Origin of the sequence: Vitiosangium sp. GDMCC 1.1324 (genome assembly GCF_003044305.1) — a bacterium.
Classification (GTDB): Bacteria; Myxococcota; Myxococcia; order Myxococcales; family Myxococcaceae; genus Archangium.
The window spans coordinates 168,993-184,793 of sequence record NZ_PZOX01000014.1 but is presented as its reverse complement, the minus strand read 5'-3'; the positions used below and the strand labels follow the sequence as shown (position 1 = coordinate 184,793).

Sequence of the window (15,801 nt, the reverse complement as noted above, 5' to 3'; positions counted from 1 at the left end):
AGGCGCAAGAGCTAGGGATGGCTTGCAGGCACGGGGAGTGTGGGAGCTTGGAGCTTCGTGCGCGTGCGTTGCCTCGTGCACGGCACACATGTCCATGGGGGAGCAGGCGAGCGGGCTATGTGACAGGACAGCCGCGCGGCTCACCCGCTCTCAGAATGCGAGAGCGGGTGGTGTGACGAGGCAGGAGCCCTCACGGATGCGGCGGTACGACCAGGGCATTGATGGGCTTTGCTCCCTCCTTCTCGGGCCAGCGGGAGAGTTGCAGCGGGCGCCCCGGTGCGTTGCACAGCTCCAGCCGTTTGCCGCCCGGGTGGCGGAAGTAGAGCGCGTGCGGAGTGGAGAAGGCCGGGTCGACCGCCGGATCCTTCCAGGGCTCGAACAGGCGGCCCACGCGCCATGTGCGCACCACGGGCTTTTCGCGCAAGTGGTGGTGCACGGACACCACCACGTGGTCGACATCCGGCATCGTCCAGTCGAGCGCGAGCTGTGTCCCCGAGAGCCGCTTCTCGTCGAGCAGCGGGAAGGAGCGGTCGCTCGCATAGGCCACGGCATTCACCTTCGCGCCGCGCAGATCCCCGAGGAAGCCGAGCTCCAGCCTTCGCGCGCCGCGAGGCACCCGGAAGCGGTAGGCCATGCGGCCGGGGTTCTCCGTTTCGGCGCCGGTGTACGCGGAGGCGTCCTGCTCGAAGAGGAGCACGGGTTCGCCGGTGCGGAACTGGTCCACGTCCGCCGGAGCGGCGAGGGCCGGGGCCCATTCCGGGAGGAGCACTCGCTTCCACCCCGCCGTCTGGTCCGAGGGGACGAAGCAGGAGTCATTGGGCGAGCCCGCGGTGAGCAGCATCACGAGTGCGGTGAGGGCATGCATGTCACGCGCTCCGGGCGGTGCGCTGGGAGGACAGCCAGGCGCCGCCGAGCATCAGCGCGCCCGCGCCAGCCAGGCCCGCGACGCGCAGCGTGCCGTTCAGGTGCGTGGTGTCATAGAGGAGCGCCTTGCCCAGGGCCATGGCGATGAAGGCGAAGCCCGCGTCGCGGATGACGCCCTCTCCGCGCATGCGGCCGTACACCACGAGCCCCACGCCCGTGGCGAGCCAGCCGAGGGTGAGCACGAGCCGGCGGCCGATGTCATCGGCGGCGAAGCCCAGGGTGAAGAAGTGGAAGTAGAAGGCCCAGGAGGCGGCGATCACCGCCGCAGTCAGCCCGTACCAGAGGAGGACTGCCTGCAACCTGTCCTCGCGTGCCTCGGAGTGGCGCCAGGTGCGCGCCACGGTGATGGCCGAGGTGAGGACGGTGAGACCCAGGCCCACGAGCAGTAGCCCGGACTTGGTGGCCGCGTACCAGAGGCCGCCGCCGATGCCGGTGAGGAGCAGGACGAGAGGACCGGCGAGCGGGCGCTCACGAGGCACTTCGGCGAGGGCCACCGCCGAGGCGAGCACCGCGGCCACTGCGAGCAGCAGCTCGTGCGGTACCTGCAGGTCCCTCCACAGGAATACGCCCGCGAGTCCCAACATCCCCGTGCCCGCCACAGCCAGCACGCGGACATCCCACTTCGTCGACATCGTTGCGTTCATGGATTCCGACCCTCCTGGGCGAGGGGGCATTGCACCGAGCGAGCCAACCGTGCCGCCGTGCGTCACGCAGAGGGACGGAGAGGGCGCGGTGTGCAACGGTTGTGCAACGGTGCGCACAGGCGCGAGGTGCGATGTGCAGCGAACGTCAGTCGAGGAAGCGGCGCTCCCACCGGCGCATGTCCTCCTCGCTGAAGCTGGGCTCGACAGGACGAGCCATGTACAACCAGGGTTCCAGCACGCGAGCCAGCTCGCGGTAGGCGGGCAGCGTGTGGCCCTGCTCCGTGTCCCCCGCCTCGGGCCACTTTCCCAGCGACACCACGACCCGCTCGGCATCGAGTTCCTGCACGGTGCTGCTGGGCGAGTGCAGGCGCGCGCGCAGGCCCTCGGCGCCACCCAGTTCCTCCAATACGGGCTGCCCCAGGAAGTTCAGCCAGTGCACCCCATCTATCCGCGTACCGATAGCAAGGGTCGCGGAGCGCGCTTCTGGAATGTCCAGGCCCGGGTAGCGGAAGGACAGGTCTCGGATGGGGCGGGTGATACCGAGGACAGCACCCGGGAAGTGGAAGCAGAGCCCCGCGTGGCCGGAGTTGAAGGGCAACTCCGCCGCCAGCTCCATCGCCAGTTCGCGCACGCGCCCCGGTCCGTGCTCCTCCAGGTATTCCGTGGGGAGGAAGAAGGACACCTGGCTCGCGGGATCCCTCTCGTAGATCTCGAGCAGAAGGCCGTCGTAGAGGAATTCGTATCCCAGGGTTTCACTGGGGGACTCGCTCAGCCAGAGATAGGCAGCGGGTTCCTCGAGCATGTGCTGCCGGATGTACGCCCAGCCCTTGTCATCGAGCTCATCCCAATCTTCGTTATAGGGATGGGCGTACCAACCAAGTGATGGGGGCTTCACCGCGCGGCGATACACCTCCAGGGCTCGTAGCACGTGCTGCACCACCTCCTGGTGGGAGCGCTTCATGTAGAAGGTGATGCTCACGCTCTCCCGGATTTTCAGGAGGCGTCTCTGAGCAAAGAGCATATCGATACGAATATGCGGGTAGTGCTCGCTCATCATTGGACTCCCTGGGAAGTAACGCGCATGGGCTTGCTCTTTCCTCCGAGGAGCGCGTCTTCATACATCTTGCCCTGATCATTTGGGTGATGAGGTTGGTCTTTTGTGTATCGCCCCCATTGGGGACTATTGGTGGCAGGGCAAGGGAACTTGAAGTCGTAGACGCGCTGGAGCTGGTTCGGATTGCCCGTGGCGTGAATCACGATATCGGGAACCAGTGCTCCCCAGAGTTGGCTGGTCAGCCCGAGTTGCAGCCACTCGGCGACCTGCTTGGGGTCGATCCATCGCCACAGTCTCGTGCTGGGGTCCTTCTGGTAGGTCGGCTCCACGCGGATGTTCTCCGAGAATTGCTTCGCGAATGCCTCTCGTACGCAGTCGAGGGCCACTTTGTGCTTCCTGGCTCCGAGGTCCATGGCTCGCGTCACATCCTGGTTTCCCTCCCGGCGCACCACCTGTTTGCACTGCTCCCGGGTGGGCTCCTGTCCTTGGAGCTCCTCATCCTCCTTGTTGACCTGCTCATTCGCCTTCTGGGCGCATTGGACCAGGGTCTGCTGGATGATTTTGATATCCGCGCCCTGCAGCATCATCGCCACGGTGGTGCCGGTGCGGGCCGCGTTCGCGGCGTTCGACAGCCAGGGGATGATCGCCTCTTCGCCTGGCAGCGTGTTGTAGCAGGCGGGGTTGCGCAGGCAGCCGGCTGTTGCCGAGTCCGTGGACTGTGCGTAATGGCCCGGTGCGCGGTGGCTCGCCGCGGTGATGGGGCCAGGCATGCTCCCCGCCGGTGCCCCCGTGGCGCATCCGGCCAGGAGTAGGAGAACGAGCAGCCCCGGTACTCTCGAGATGGGCTGCTGGTGTCGGATGGACATGCTTCGACTTCCTCCAAGTGGAGTGCACTTCGAGTGTAGTGGATTCCAGTGGGGTGGATCGCGGCGTAAGGTGTGGCGCATGGCCATCACCCAGCTCGAGGTCGCCGGGTACCGCTCGGTGCGCAGGCTCGCGTTGCCCGTGGGTCCGCTCACCGTCATCGTGGGACCCAACGGCAGCGGCAAGACGAACCTCTACCGCTCGCTCTACCTGCTGTCCGCCGCCGCCGAGGGCCGGCTCGCGCAGGTCCTCGCGGAGGAGGGCGGTGTGCCCAGCGTGTTGTGGGCGGGCTCGCGCGAGAAGAAGCCCGTGCGCCTCAACGTGGGCGTCACCCTCGATGACCTGGCGTACGAGCTGAGCATCGGACCGGTGCCGCCCGCCCTGGATGAGAACGGGGAGCCCCTGAGCCTCTTCAACCTGGACCCGGAGGTGAAAGAGGAGCACCTGTGGGCGCTGGAGGGCAAGCGGCGCGCGGTGCTGATGGAGCGCAAGGACCGCACCGCCTTCCTACGGGACTCGGAGGGCCACCGGACCACCTTCCCCGTGCAGCTCTGGGCCGGTGAGTCGGTGATGTCTCAGCTCGCCGAGCCCCACCGTTTCCCGCGCCTGGCCGAGCTGCAGCGCGTGCTGCGGATGTGGCGCTTCTACCACCACTTCCGCACGGACCCGGAGGCGCCCCAGCGCTCGCCGCAGGTGGGCGTGCGCACGCCCGTGCTTGCTCATGATGGACGCGACCTGGCCGCCGCGCTCCAGACCATCATTGAGATTGGGGACCAGAAGGCCCTGGAGCGGGCTGTCTCGGATGCGTTCCCAGGCTCGCGGGTGGAGGTGCAGGCCCCGCGAGGGCGTTTCAGTCTGTTCTTCCACCAGCCGGGGCTGCTGCGTCCTCTGGCGGCGCGCGAGCTGTCGGACGGGACACTGCGCTACCTCTGCCTCCTGGCGGCGCTGCTGAGCCCGAGGCCTCCCGCGTTCCTCGCGTTGAACGAGCCGGAGACGAGCCTGCACCCGGACCTGCTGGAGCCGCTGGCGAGACTCATCTCGGATGCCTCGGTGCACAGTCAGGTCTGGGTGACGACCCATGCGGAGCCCCTGGCCCGGGCCATCGCGAAACGCTCGGGTGCGGAGCCGGTGCGCCTGACGAAGGAGCTCGGAGCCACGATGGTGGCGGGGAGTGAGGCGCCGGAGGACTAGTGGTACAGCGCGCCCGCCGCGTCTTCGCCCCACGTCTCTCAATCCGGTGGCTCCAGGATGTTCCCTTCGCCGTCGACAATGGTGTCCATCGCAACTCCGACGATCTGCTCGCCCATCCCCGCGTTGGCCTCTCCTTCGGGGGAGGCGGGGACTGCATCCTGTCCGCTCGAACGGCTCGCCTCCTGCCGGGCTTCATCGGACTGCTCGTCCTTGGGTGGTGCCGTCAGGCCTCGTTCCTTGATTGGCTCTGTCATGTGTGGGCCTCCCTCCTCGAGCAATCACCCGAAGATGCTCATGGAATGACTTCCCGGCCTGTCTGCCCGGCCTTCGAAGTGCCAGCGGACCTGCTCACGTGCCCTGGATGTCCTCGGTGCTCGTCGGCCGGACCTCGGTGCTGTCCTCACCCGACACCTTGCCGAGCTCCGAGCGCAGGTCGTTCATGAAGCTCTGTTGATCCCTCGCGTCCATGGCGCCGAGCACCCGGAGCGCCACCATGCGCGTCACGCTGACCTGTGCCTGGAATGGCAGCTGGAAGATACGCTCGATGAGCTCCGTCATCGACGCACCCGTACTCGGCTCCTCCATTCCCAGGTTCATCATGTCCACGCCCATCTCGGTATGGCGCTTCGCTGTCTCGGCGCCGTTGCCGAAGCCGTGCGCCATCTTGGCGTGCCTTCCGGTCTCGAGATGTTGGGTCGGCATCTCCCTGGCGGCGGCGTCGCGGATGCTCATCTGCCCCTTGGGCTTGTCGATGTTCTCCTGGGTGCTCGGGGTGTTGAGGGGACGGTCGTTGTCTTTGTCGTACCGGGCCATCTGGGGTCGCTCCTCGGGCGTGGAGGCTGGAGGCGGGGAGCCCCCAGTCATGCCCCTTACGGCTGAGCTATGCAGGGCGAGAGCCTGTACCCAGTCACGAGAGAGCGGCGGAGCTCCCGGATGCCCGCTAGCATTGGATGCCTCGCTGCCCCTCGGGCACGGGGACACGTGCAACCCGACTCGGAAGGATTCACCTTTAGACACGCCATGAGCCCGCGCGACGCCATTGCCGTTCCCGATGACGACTTCCGGCTCCTCGTGGGCACGCTCCCCGAACCATTGCAGGCCGCGGTGCGGGAGTTGCCTCCCGGCGAGGTCCTCGAGGTGGTGATGGACCTCGGCCGCTCGCCCGAGGCCCGGCTCACCGGGCGCGTGGTGCGCCTGTCCGAGTCCGCCGTCACCCGCAAGGACCTGGAGCACGTGCTGGCGCAGGTGGGCACGGTGAGCGAGGACAACCGTGCTGGCATCGAGCGCACCCTCCACCGCGTCTCCGCCATCCGCAACCGTCAGGGCAAGGTGGTGGGCCTCACGTTGCGCGTGGGCCGGGCCATCTACGGCACCATCGACATGCTCAAGGATCTCATCGGCACCGGCCTGAACATCCTGCTGCTCGGCCGGCCCGGAGTGGGCAAGACGACCAAGCTGCGCGAGGTGGCCCGCGTGCTCGCCGATGATCTGGGCAAGCGCGTCATGGTGGTGGACACCTCCAACGAGATCGGCGGAGACGGCGACATCCCCCATCCGGGCATCGGTGGAGCGCGCCGCATGCAGGTGTCGCGGCCGGATCGCCAACATGACGTGATGATCGAGGCGGTGGAGAACCACATGCCCGAGGCCATCATCGTCGATGAGATTGGAACCTCGGCCGAGGCTTCCGCGGCCCGCACCATCGCCGAGCGCGGCGTGCAGCTCGTGGCCACGGCCCATGGCAACACCCTGGAGAACCTGGTCCTCAACCCCACGCTGTCGGACCTGGTGGGCGGCGTGCACACGGTCACGCTCAGCGATGAAGAGGCACGGCGTCGCCACACGCAGAAGACCATCAACGAGCGGCGGGCGCCGCCCACCTTCGACGTCGTGGTGGAGATGGTGAGCCGCGACGAGGTGCTGGTGCACCGTGACACCGCCCAGTCGGTGGACCGGCTGCTGGCGGGTGAGAACGTGGGCGGCGAGCGGCGCCAGCTCGTCGGGGGACAGGTGGAGGTGAAGGAGGAGCCGCAGGCGGTGGCCCCGCTGCCGGCCCGGCCTGGAAGACCCACCGAGCCACCTTCCCGGGAGGGAGTGGCCGCTCCTCGGCGAGAGCCCGGCCTGCGCCAGGGCACCGCTCGCGTCTATGCCCACGCGACCAGCCGCGATCTGCTCGAGCGGGTGTTGCGAGATCTGGGCGCGGACGCGCGCGTGGTGGGCCGCTTGGAGAACGCGGATGTCATCATCACGCTGCGCTCGCGAGCCAATGACCCGAAGCTGCGCAAGGTGTCGGAGAAGTCGGGGGCGCGCGTGCTGGCCATCAAGCGCAACAGCTCGTCGGAGATGCGTCGGGTGCTGCGTGACGCCTTCCTCCTCGCCGAGGGGATGGATGAGGACCTGGTCCGCGAGGCGGTGCTCGAGGCCGAGCACGCCATCCAGCGTGTACTGAGCGAGAGCGTGGTGGTGCCCCTGGCCCCGAGGCCGCCCCGGTTGCGCAAGCTGCAACACCGGCTCGTCTCGCGCTACCACCTGGAGACGGTGAGCCACGGCAGTGAGCCCCAGCGGCACCTCGTCATCTACCCGCTCGGCGCGCTGGTGGACCTGCCCCGGGACCGGGAGGTGGAAGGGGCGGAGGGCGCGGAGGGCCTGGCCTGAGGCCGGAGCCCCCACGCGCTCCTCGGGCCGTCAGGTGCCCATGTGCGGCTGTTCCCTCGGCTCTTCCCAGGCCGAAACCTCCTCCGCGGGACGCACGCGGACGCGGTTGTGTACGTCATGCACCCCGCGCACGCTGGCGGCGAGGTCCTCGATGGCACGCTTCTGCCAGCGCACCTGCACCGTGCCGCTCAGGGTCACCTCCCCATCGCTGACGATGACCTCCACCTCTCCCACGTCGACGGGGCCCTCCATGAGCCGCTCGCAGACGTCCTCGCGGATGCGCTCGTCCGAGCGCTGGTAGCCTCGTGGCGGCCTCACCTGGCCCTGCCGAGCCTCCCTCCGCTCCAGCTTCCAGTCATAGCTGCCGGGCTGGTAGCCGCGCTCGTAGGCGCCCAGTCCTCCCCGGCCTCCCTGGTTGTAACCACGCTCGGCACCGGATGCGCCGTAGCCCGGGCGGCCCTCCGCTCCGCGGCGTGTGCCCTCGTCACGGATTGGATGCTCCTGCCACCTCGCGCGCACCGGGAAGCGTTGCTCCTGGCCCTGGATGTCTTGATCTCGCCGTGCCATTCGTCGGCTCCTCTCTCGTCGGATGCGTGAAGTCCCGCCTCACTGCAGCGTGCGGTCCTGCTGCTGCGCGCCCCGATCCTCTTCCCGCTGAGGCTCGCGGGCGACCCGGATCTCGTTGTGGACCTCCTTCACCCCGAGCACCTCCTCGGCCAGGTCCTCGATGGCACGCTTCTCGTTCCGGCTCCCCACCGTGCCGGAGAGGGTGACCTCGCCCCCGTCCACCCGGACGTCCACGGCGTCCGCGTCCATCCAGCCCTGCATCAGCCGATCGCAGATGTCCTCACGGATGCGCTCATCCGCGCGCTGGTAGTTGCGCGGCCCGCGTCCCTGGCGCGGATATGCCCCCTGCATGCCGCCGCGCCCGGCGCCATGGCCCGTGTCCCGATCCATGTTTCGTGTGGGGCTGGTGCTGTAGCCGACGCCCGGGCGCTCCATGTACTGGGGGCGCTCGCGAAGAGGCAGGGCCGCCACATCCTCCGAGGCCCAGCCGCGCGTGTTGTAGCCCCGGTCGTCGCCCGGGTCCCCGGTTCCCAGTCCGTAGGTACCCCGGTCCCAGCGCTCGGTGTCATACGGCTGGGTGCGTACGACGCCGCGATCTCCGTAGCGGTTGAAGTCGCCCCGGGTCCGCTCCCGCGTCACTTCGCTCCAGAAGCCCTCGCCGAACTCCTCGCCGGGGCCGCCGGCCCGACGCCTCCCCGGAGCCCCGCGCATCAGCCCGCCACGCTGGTACTCCTCGCGGCTGTCCTGATCGAAGCGGCCGAGATCCTCGTCACCGCCATACTCGTAGCCCCGGCCGTAGCGGCCCGAGTCCCGGGCTCTGATGCCGCGTCCTCCCGGGCCCACGCCACCCCCGCCGAAGCGGTCGCGATCCCGATCCTCCTCGCGATAACCGCGGCCCGGTCCCCGATCCTCATCCCGAAACTCCCGCGTGCGGCCCGTGTCCCGCCCGCGCTCCGTGACGTCACGCCGGGTTCCGCGCTCCGGATCCTGCCCTCGTCCCTGCCAATCGACACCATGCCGCCGCCGCCCGTCCGCCATCGCCACCTCCCTTGGGGTGTGGATCGCCCAGAGGGTCGTACCGGCTCGCACCTACGGCAAGGAGGCGGGGTGGGGGAGGCTGCTCGGCCGAGCCTCCCCGGCAATGGACGACTTCGCTCACCGGAGGACGCCGGTTACGGTTCCTTTCGCTTTGCCCCGTCGAGCCTCAGCACCATCAGCCCCATGAACGCCAGGGCCGCGCCCACGGCGCAGACGCCGCTCCAGCCCCAGTGACTCCAGGCGAGGCTGCCCAGCCATGCTCCCGTGGCGCCACCCACGAAGTACGTCACCATGTAGACGGTGTTGAGCCGGTTGCGGGCCTCGGGGCGCAGTGCGTAGACGCGCGTCTGGTTGAAGATGTGATTGGCCTGCGCGCCCAGGTCCAACAGGATGACGCCGAGCGCGATACCCCACAGCCACCGGCCGAGCAGCCCGAGCACGACGAAGGACAGGAGCAGGATGCCGATGCCGATCATGTTGATGAGCCGGTCCCCGCGCTTGTCGGCGTAGCGGCCGATCAGCGGCGCGGCGATGGCGCCGGCCACGCCCACCGCTCCGAACAGTCCCGCCACCTGGGGCCCGTAGTGCTCCGGCAGGGAATGGAGGTAGAGCGCCAGGGTGCTCCAGAAGGCGCTGAAGCCGCCAAAGGAGATTGCTCCCAGCACCGAGTGCAGCCGCAGCGCCGGCTCCTCTCGCACCAGCGACCCCAGCGAGCGCAGCAGGGCTGGGTAGGAGAGGGACGAGCTCGCGGGCTGGCTCGGCAGCGTGAAGCGCAGCACCACCGTCAAGAGCAGCATCAGCGCCGCGGCGATCCAGAACATGGCGCGCCAGCCGAACTGCACTCCGAGGAACCCCGAGGCGGTGCGCGACAGGAGGATGCCCACGAGCAGCCCGCTCATCACCGTGCCCAGGACCCGTCCGCGCTGGGTCGCGGGGGCCATGTGGGCGGCGAGGGGGATGAGCAACTGCGGCACCACGGTCGTCACGCCCACCAGGCCACTGGTGACGATCATCCACGGCAGGCTCGGCGCCAGCGCCACGCCCATGAGCGCGAGGCTCACCAGCGCGGACATGACGACGATGGTGCGCCGCCGCTCGAGGCTGTCCCCCAGTGGGACGATGAGCAGCAGCCCCAGGGCATAGCCCACCTGGGAGAAGGCGGGGATGAGCCCCAGCTCCTGGTCCGAGGCGTGGAACGTCTGCCCGATGTCTCCGAGCAGGGGCTGGTGGTAGTAGAGGTTCGCGACCGAGATGCCCGCGGCGATCGCCATCAACCAGACGAGGCCTGGGCTCAGGCTGTGGGGCTCGGAGGGGGTGTGCGTGACGGTCTCGGCCGGGCCGGTCACCGTGGATTCGAGGAGCTGGGTCTTCATCGGGTACCTCGTGGCCGGCGGGGCCGGTCCTGCTGCGATTGCTGCTCGCGTGTCGCCTGGGGGCGAAGGGTAGCGAGCAAGAGATCCACGACCTCCACGGCCACCTGCGGAGTCAGGGGAAGGTGCCGGAAGAGGACGCGGTAGTAGACGGGCGCGGCCAGCATGTCGAGGATGAGCTCCACGTCGATGTCTGGCCGGATGTCGCCGCGCGCCATGCCTCGTTGGAGGGCGCGGATCATTGATGCGCGGCGCGGGCGGAAGGTGCGGTCCAGAAAGGTCTGGGTGAGCTGTGGATCCTCCGCCAGATCACTCACCAGTCCGGGCAGCACCCGGCCCGTGACCGTCCCCGCGAAGGAAGAGACGAGCGTGGAGATTCCAGTGATGATGTCCTCACGCGTGTTGCCCGTGTCCGGAGCGGGATCCGAGCCGAGTGTGCGGGCGATGGTGTCGATGATGAGGTGCTGCCGGGTGGGCCAGCGCCGGTAGATGGCGGGCTTGCTGACACCGGCGCGTGCCGCCACCGCCTCGAGGGAAAAGCCGGAGTAACCCGCCTCCGAGAGCTCCGCCAGCGCGGCATCGAGAATCGCCGCGTCCAGGCGCTCGTCGCGAGGACGGCCGGGCCGCCGAGCCACTTCCCGCTGGGTCTTCACCGGACTCATTCCTGGGCCTTCCTGGGAGAACGCGCCCATGCATTACAATCCGGTGCGTATTCATTCAATCGCGGCTTCGGGCCCACCCTCTGGCTGCCAGGGCCGCGCTCATTCCTCCGCTTAGAAAATCTCCTGGATTTCGATACGGGCCGTAACGATATGAGTCCGGCCTTTCTTGGACGTCCCACCTTCTCCGGGCAGGAGACCGGGGCTGTCTCCTCGTGAGCGGGGCTGTCCGGAGCGCACACCTTGCTCATTGCGAGGGGGGCCGACTCGCGGACATCATCGGCCATGCCCACTCCTTCCTACGCCCACGGCACCAGCACCACCCCGCTGCTCGGGGACACCATCGGTGAGAACCTGCGCCGCACCGTCGAGCGCCATGGCGATCGCGAGGCGCTCGTCGTCGTCTCACAGGGTTACCGCGCCACGTGGCGCCAGCTCTGGGACCAGACGACGCGGGTGGCCCTGGGCCTGCTGGCCTTCGGCGTGGAGAAGGGAGATCGCGTGGGCCTCTGGTCCCCCAACCGCTTCGAGTGGGTGGTGGCCCAGTACGCCATGGCCCGCATTGGCGCCATCCTCGTGAACCTCAACCCCGCCTACAAGACGGCGGAGCTGGAGTACGCGCTCCAGCAGTCCGGCGCCAGCGTGCTGCTGTTGTCTCGCGGCTTCCGCCAGACGGATTACCGCAAGATGCTCGAGGAGGTGCGCCCGCGCTGTCCCAGCCTGCGCGTCTCCCTGGTGCTGGACGACGACTGGGAGCTGCTGCTGAAGAACGGCGCCCACGTGAGCGAGCGCACGCTCGCGGACCGCGAGGCCTCGCTCCAGTTCGATGATCCCATCAACATCCAGTACACGTCCGGCACCACGGGCTTTCCCAAGGGCGCCACGCTCAGCCACCACAACGTCCTCAACAACGGCTTCTTCGTGGGCGAGGCGTTGCGCCTGGGCGCCGAGGACCGCGTCTGCATCCCCGTGCCCTTCTACCACTGCTTCGGCATGGTGATGGGCAACCTGGCCTGCACCTCCCACGGCTCGACCATGGTGATTCCGGCCGAGGCGTTCGATCCGCTCGCGGTGATGCAGACGGTGCAGGCCGAGCGCTGCACCGCGCTCTATGGCGTGCCCACCATGTTCATCGCCGAGCTGGACCATCCGCGCTTCGGCGAGTTCGACTTCTCCTCGCTGCGCACGGGCATCATGGCGGGCTCGCCCTGTCCCGTCGAGGTGATGAAGAAGGTGCAGTCGCGCATGAACATGCGCGAGGTCACCATCTGTTACGGCATGACGGAGACCTCTCCCGTGTCCACGCAGAGCGCGCTGGATGATCCGCTCGACAAGCGTGTCTCCACCGTGGGCCGGGTGCACCCGCATGTGGAGGTGAAGATCGTCGCTCCGGAGAGCGGTGCGGTGGTGCCCCGTGGCACACCCGGTGAGCTGTGCACGCGCGCCTACAGCGTGATGCTGGGCTACTGGAACAACCCCGAGGCGACCCGGACCTCCATCGACGTGGCGGGTTGGATGCATACCGGTGACCTGGCCACCATGGATGAGGAGGGCTACGTCAAGATCGTCGGCCGCATCAAGGACATGATCATCCGCGGCGGCGAGAACGTGTACCCGCGGGAGATCGAGGAGTTCCTCCACACGCACCCGGCTGTCAGCGAGGCCCAGGTCATCGGCGTGCCCAGCGAGAAGTACGGCGAGGAGGTGATGGCCTGGGTGAAGCTGAAGCCCGGCGCCACCCTCACCCAGGAGGAGCTGGTCGGCTTCTGCTCGGGCCGCATCTCTACCTTCAAGATTCCCCGCTACTGGAAGTTCGTGGACGAATTCCCGATGACGGTGACTGGAAAAATCCAGAAATTCCGTATGCGCGAGGTGGCGGTCGCGGAGTTGGGTCTGCAATCGGCCGCGGCCATCCGAACGGCGTGATCCCGGGGAGTGGTGTTTTGCGCTCTAATAGGAATCCCCCTGTCTGGCGGGCAGGCGAGCAGCCGCCAGATATGCTCTCAGGAGTCCCCCCACCGTGAGCACCCCCGCCACTTCCGCCATTGCCGCCCCCGGCTTGGAACAACTGCTGAACGTGGTCACCCCCGTGGACACCTGCCGCGGGATGTTCTTCAACGGCCTGCTCGATGCGGTGCGCGCGCTCGGGGGCGAGGAGATTCGGGCGAGGTGTTTCGCGGCCTCGGGTGAGAAGCGGTTCGTGGACTTCTTCAGCTACCCGGTGGCGGACTTCCTCAAGGGCCTCTTCACCGCCGTCGAGCTGCTCGGCCCGAAGCATGGGGGCGCGGACGCCGTCCTGCGCCAGCTCGGGCGGCGCGCCACCGGAGACTTCCTCCAGTCCACCGTGGGCAAGACGATGATGGCGCTGGCGGGCACGGATCCTCAGCGGCTGCTCGCGAGCTTTCCCAGCGCCTACCGGGCCTCGTTGAGCTACGGGGAGCGCTTCGTGGAACGGGTGGGGGATCGGCAGGTGAAGCTGATGGCGCGCCGGGACTTCCTGCCCCTGGCGTACAACGAGGGTGTCCTCATCGCCGCGCTGGAGCAGTCCACGGCGAAGGAGCTCGTGGTGATGGGGAACCGGCTGGCTCCGCTCGACGTCGACTACGACATCCGTTGGTCATGAGGCCCGTGAGCCGATGGGCCGGAGGGCGCGTGGACGGCGGGCGGAGGAAGCGCCCGGCCGGTTCCTGCCTCCAGGTCTCTCTCGCCGCGAATCTCCAGCGCTCCCTCTGCCCGGAGACATAATCCACCGGCTCTGCTCGTTGCGATGAGATGGAGCCCCCGCCTGACGGAGAGGAGCGGACGCCATGGGAGTGAAGCTGCTGCTGGCAGGCTGGTACGGAACCGAGGAGCTCTTCTCCTCGCCCGAAGCTCCTCGGCCCTGGCTGCGGCGGGTGGATCGCTGGGTGCGTGACGTGGCGGAGGAGCTCTTGGAGAGCTCTCGCACGGTGGAGGGCCCCCACGGGCCCATCCTGTTCCTGCGCCTGCACCCGGCCGCGGAGGAGGTGGCCATCGTGGCCGCCGGGAAGGGACGGGTGGTCGTCTCGGCCAACACCTCCATGGTGGGGCCCGGCTACCACCGCTACCTGTGCGACCTGCTCCATGACCTGGGGGATGCGCTCCGGGTGGACTGGGCCGACCCGGCGATCACCACCGCGGGAGTGGGGGACCCCACGGGGTATTTCCACACCGGGGATGCGAGCGGCATTGCCCCTCGCATGCTCGTCTGGCTGAAGGAGATGGCCGGCCGGGTGCTGGAGTTCCGCAAGCATGGCCACTCGGGGGCGACGCTGTCGATGCGGGCCGGGCACGGCTTCGAGTACCCCGGTGCCCTGCTGACGCCGCTGGGCCCGCGTGACGAGCCCTGGCTGCGCGCCGTGCACGAGGATCCGCTGCTCGGCCGTGACATCTTCCCGTGGTGGGAGCCAGGCCTGGGCGCATCGACGAAGCTGGGCCGGGCGCTCAGCCGTATCTGGACGGAGATGGTGTGGCGTCCGCCGCTGCTCGAGGAGGAGCGCCACCTCTTCCGGGACGTGGCGCGGCTGCTGGAGCAGGCGTGGCGCGAGGAGCCGGAGCTGCCCTACCCGTGGCGCGAGTGGCAGCAGGTGCTGGGGTACCTTGGCCTGGGTGGCACGTTGGCGGAGGAGGTGTCCCGGCAGGCCATCGCTGCGCCCGCGGGTCCGCTCATCGGCTACCGGCGTGGCTCGGTGCAGGTGTCGCTGCCCGAGGGCTGGGAGATCCGAATCCCTGGCTCGCTGGCGGAGACGCGCCTGGCGGACGGGAGCTGGGTGGCGAGAGACCACCGCCGCAGCGTGCGCTTCGTGCCGCTGGAGGACGTGCGAGGCATTGCTCCGGGTCCCGAGGCGGAGGTGCCGTACGAGCTCAAGCACCATGGTGAGCGGGTGAGTGGACGGGCCACGCTGCACGTGGAGCCGGGGGATTGCCGGCTCACGGCGCTGTGCGAGTCCGGCGCGCATCGGGCGCTGTGCGTTGTCAGCTTCGATGATCCAGAGGAGCAAGAGTGGGCGCTGGGCACATGGCGCTCGCTGGACCACGCCGCCGCGGCGTGAGGGCGCTCATCGTCATTGCGGATGAGCACCGTCGAGCGCCTTGGCTCCGAGACCAGTCTGTGGCACACCGCATGGTCACTCCCATGCTCACCGGTGAACTTCGCAACCAACATGAGAACCTGTGCCGGTTATAGGCAGTTCGCGTCAATTCTAATCCTTCTGCTGGTCTCCTGCGGTAGTACTCGCCATTCTGGCCCCCCGAGTGTGGAAGAGCTCTCCGACTTCGTACTCATCATCCAAGAGGAACCGGATGGTCGGGTCAGCCACTCATGGCTGCGAACAACTGAGTTCGACCTGCCTCTGTATAGCCACCTCTCCAACACTGGTGATGTGACTGGAAACATCGTGCTCGCTTCACAGCGCCCGAGGGATTGTGACCAGGAGAATATAGATTGCTATCGGAACTGTATGAAACGCAGGCTCCCGTCCAGTCTTAGTCATGTCAAAAGGGAGGATGGCGGCAAGGGGCGCTTCTGCTCAACGAAATGTTTGATGGAACTCGAAAAGTGTCTTGAATCCCAGAATTCACACGCCCTGTTGTTTCCTGCTGCGAGTGACGCAGTTGAGTGGCTGAGGCGAAACCGGAAGGAACTCCTCATGGGCACGATAGTCGTCATCGCCGGTGTCGCATTTGTGACCATGTCTGCTGGTGTGGGAGCGATTGTCCTGGTCCCCGTGGCGCTCATGGCAGTCTGAGAAGGAATGAGCCCCCACCATCCAATGGAACGCCTGAATGAGCTCTGAGTTCACCAAGAGCACCCTGGC

At 68.0% G+C, this 15,801-nt stretch carries 16 protein-coding genes; 6 read left to right on the top strand and 10 right to left on the bottom strand.

Translation table 11 applies throughout. The features are described from left to right. Positions 1-190: 190 nt before the first annotated feature. From DAT35_RS34510 to DAT35_RS34495, 4 genes are all read right to left on the bottom strand, one after another. The gene (locus DAT35_RS34510; RefSeq protein WP_108073252.1) at positions 191-865 is read right to left on the bottom strand and encodes a hypothetical protein; all 675 of its coding nucleotides are present in this window, start codon (positions 863-865) and stop codon (positions 191-193) included. Between the two features lies 1 nt (position 866). Next, positions 867-1,568, bottom strand: a complete 702-nt coding sequence (locus DAT35_RS34505) for a DUF2339 domain-containing protein (protein WP_158502028.1) — start codon at positions 1,566-1,568, stop codon at positions 867-869. 145 nt (positions 1,569-1,713) lie between these two features. Beyond that, positions 1,714-2,547 (bottom strand): DUF3396 domain-containing protein, encoded by an 834-nt coding sequence (locus DAT35_RS34500; protein ID WP_233261894.1) that lies wholly within the window; start codon positions 2,545-2,547, stop codon positions 1,714-1,716. A gap of 74 nt (positions 2,548-2,621) precedes the next feature. Next, entirely contained in the window at positions 2,622-3,488 is an 867-nt protein-coding gene (locus DAT35_RS34495; protein WP_108073246.1) for a hypothetical protein, read from the bottom strand. Positions 3,489-3,567: 79 nt separating this feature from the next. On the opposite strand from DAT35_RS34495, the gene DAT35_RS34490 reads away from it, so the two are divergent. Beyond that, positions 3,568-4,677, top strand: a complete 1,110-nt coding sequence (locus DAT35_RS34490) for an AAA family ATPase (RefSeq protein ID WP_108073244.1) — start codon at positions 3,568-3,570, stop codon at positions 4,675-4,677. A gap of 38 nt (positions 4,678-4,715) precedes the next feature. On the opposite strand, the gene DAT35_RS34485 is transcribed toward DAT35_RS34490, so the two are convergent. After that, entirely contained in the window at positions 4,716-4,931 is a 216-nt protein-coding gene (locus DAT35_RS34485) for a hypothetical protein (RefSeq protein ID WP_108073242.1), read from the bottom strand. Positions 4,932-5,025: 94 nt separating this feature from the next. Beyond that, entirely contained in the window at positions 5,026-5,490 is a 465-nt protein-coding gene (locus DAT35_RS34480; protein WP_108073239.1) for a hypothetical protein, read from the bottom strand. A gap of 207 nt (positions 5,491-5,697) precedes the next feature. Here DAT35_RS34480 and DAT35_RS34475 point away from each other — a divergent pair, with 207 nt between their 5' ends. Then, positions 5,698-7,332 carry a R3H domain-containing nucleic acid-binding protein gene (locus DAT35_RS34475; RefSeq protein ID WP_108073236.1) on the top strand — a complete coding sequence of 545 codons (1,635 nt, stop codon included), beginning with the start codon at positions 5,698-5,700 and terminating at the stop codon, positions 7,330-7,332. Positions 7,333-7,362: 30 nt separating this feature from the next. Here DAT35_RS34475 and DAT35_RS34470 read toward each other — a convergent pair whose 3' ends face one another. The 4 genes from DAT35_RS34470 to DAT35_RS34455 form a co-directional block, all read right to left on the bottom strand. Then, positions 7,363-7,899, bottom strand: a complete 537-nt coding sequence (locus tag DAT35_RS34470) for a BON domain-containing protein (protein WP_108073232.1) — start codon at positions 7,897-7,899, stop codon at positions 7,363-7,365. Positions 7,900-7,938: 39 nt separating this feature from the next. Further along, positions 7,939-8,937, bottom strand: coding sequence for a BON domain-containing protein (locus tag DAT35_RS34465; RefSeq protein WP_108073230.1), 999 nt, complete (start codon positions 8,935-8,937; stop codon positions 7,939-7,941). 134 nt (positions 8,938-9,071) lie between these two features. Then, on the bottom strand, positions 9,072-10,208 hold the full coding sequence (locus DAT35_RS34460) for an MFS transporter (RefSeq protein ID WP_108073556.1): 1,137 nt from the start codon (positions 10,206-10,208) through the stop codon (positions 9,072-9,074). A gap of 98 nt (positions 10,209-10,306) precedes the next feature. Beyond that, entirely contained in the window at positions 10,307-10,969 is a 663-nt protein-coding gene (locus tag DAT35_RS34455; RefSeq protein WP_108073226.1) for a TetR/AcrR family transcriptional regulator, read from the bottom strand. A gap of 282 nt (positions 10,970-11,251) precedes the next feature. On the opposite strand from DAT35_RS34455, the gene DAT35_RS34450 reads away from it, so the two are divergent. The 4 genes from DAT35_RS34450 (at position 11,252) to DAT35_RS34435 (ending at position 15,732) form a co-directional block, all read left to right on the top strand. Continuing rightward, positions 11,252-12,892, top strand: a complete 1,641-nt coding sequence (locus DAT35_RS34450; RefSeq protein ID WP_108073222.1) for an AMP-binding protein — start codon at positions 11,252-11,254, stop codon at positions 12,890-12,892. A gap of 94 nt (positions 12,893-12,986) precedes the next feature. Next, entirely contained in the window at positions 12,987-13,589 is a 603-nt protein-coding gene (locus DAT35_RS34445) for a DUF2378 family protein (RefSeq protein WP_233261893.1), read from the top strand. A gap of 184 nt (positions 13,590-13,773) precedes the next feature. Then, positions 13,774-15,036 carry a hypothetical protein gene (locus DAT35_RS34440; protein WP_108073218.1) on the top strand — a complete coding sequence of 421 codons (1,263 nt, stop codon included), beginning with the start codon at positions 13,774-13,776 and terminating at the stop codon, positions 15,034-15,036. A gap of 492 nt (positions 15,037-15,528) precedes the next feature. Then, positions 15,529-15,732 carry a hypothetical protein gene (locus tag DAT35_RS34435; RefSeq protein WP_108073214.1) on the top strand — a complete coding sequence of 68 codons (204 nt, stop codon included), beginning with the start codon at positions 15,529-15,531 and terminating at the stop codon, positions 15,730-15,732. The last annotated feature ends 69 nt before the right edge of the window (positions 15,733-15,801 follow it).

Coding starts and splice junctions, on each gene's coding strand:
- DAT35_RS34440 (WP_108073218.1), top strand. CDS start 13,774: ATGGGAGTGAAGCTGCTGCTGGCAGGCTGGTACGGAACCGAGGAGCTC.
- DAT35_RS34490 (WP_108073244.1), top strand. CDS start 3,568: ATGGCCATCACCCAGCTCGAGGTCGCCGGGTACCGCTCGGTGCGCAGG.
- DAT35_RS34495 (WP_108073246.1), bottom strand. CDS start 3,488: ATGTCCATCCGACACCAGCAGCCCATCTCGAGAGTACCGGGGCTGCTC.
- DAT35_RS34505 (WP_158502028.1), bottom strand. CDS start 1,568: ATGAACGCAACGATGTCGACGAAGTGGGATGTCCGCGTGCTGGCTGTG.
- DAT35_RS34450 (WP_108073222.1), top strand. CDS start 11,252: ATGCCCACTCCTTCCTACGCCCACGGCACCAGCACCACCCCGCTGCTC.
- DAT35_RS34510 (WP_108073252.1), bottom strand. CDS start 865: ATGCATGCCCTCACCGCACTCGTGATGCTGCTCACCGCGGGCTCGCCC.
- DAT35_RS34470 (WP_108073232.1), bottom strand. CDS start 7,899: ATGGCACGGCGAGATCAAGACATCCAGGGCCAGGAGCAACGCTTCCCG.
- DAT35_RS34435 (WP_108073214.1), top strand. CDS start 15,529: ATGGAACTCGAAAAGTGTCTTGAATCCCAGAATTCACACGCCCTGTTG.
- DAT35_RS34460 (WP_108073556.1), bottom strand. CDS start 10,208: ATGGCGATCGCCGCGGGCATCTCGGTCGCGAACCTCTACTACCACCAG.
- DAT35_RS34480 (WP_108073239.1), bottom strand. CDS start 5,490: ATGGCCCGGTACGACAAAGACAACGACCGTCCCCTCAACACCCCGAGC.
- DAT35_RS34455 (WP_108073226.1), bottom strand. CDS start 10,969: ATGAGTCCGGTGAAGACCCAGCGGGAAGTGGCTCGGCGGCCCGGCCGT.
- DAT35_RS34485 (WP_108073242.1), bottom strand. CDS start 4,931: ATGACAGAGCCAATCAAGGAACGAGGCCTGACGGCACCACCCAAGGAC.
- DAT35_RS34465 (WP_108073230.1), bottom strand. CDS start 8,937: ATGGCGGACGGGCGGCGGCGGCATGGTGTCGATTGGCAGGGACGAGGG.
- DAT35_RS34475 (WP_108073236.1), top strand. CDS start 5,698: ATGAGCCCGCGCGACGCCATTGCCGTTCCCGATGACGACTTCCGGCTC.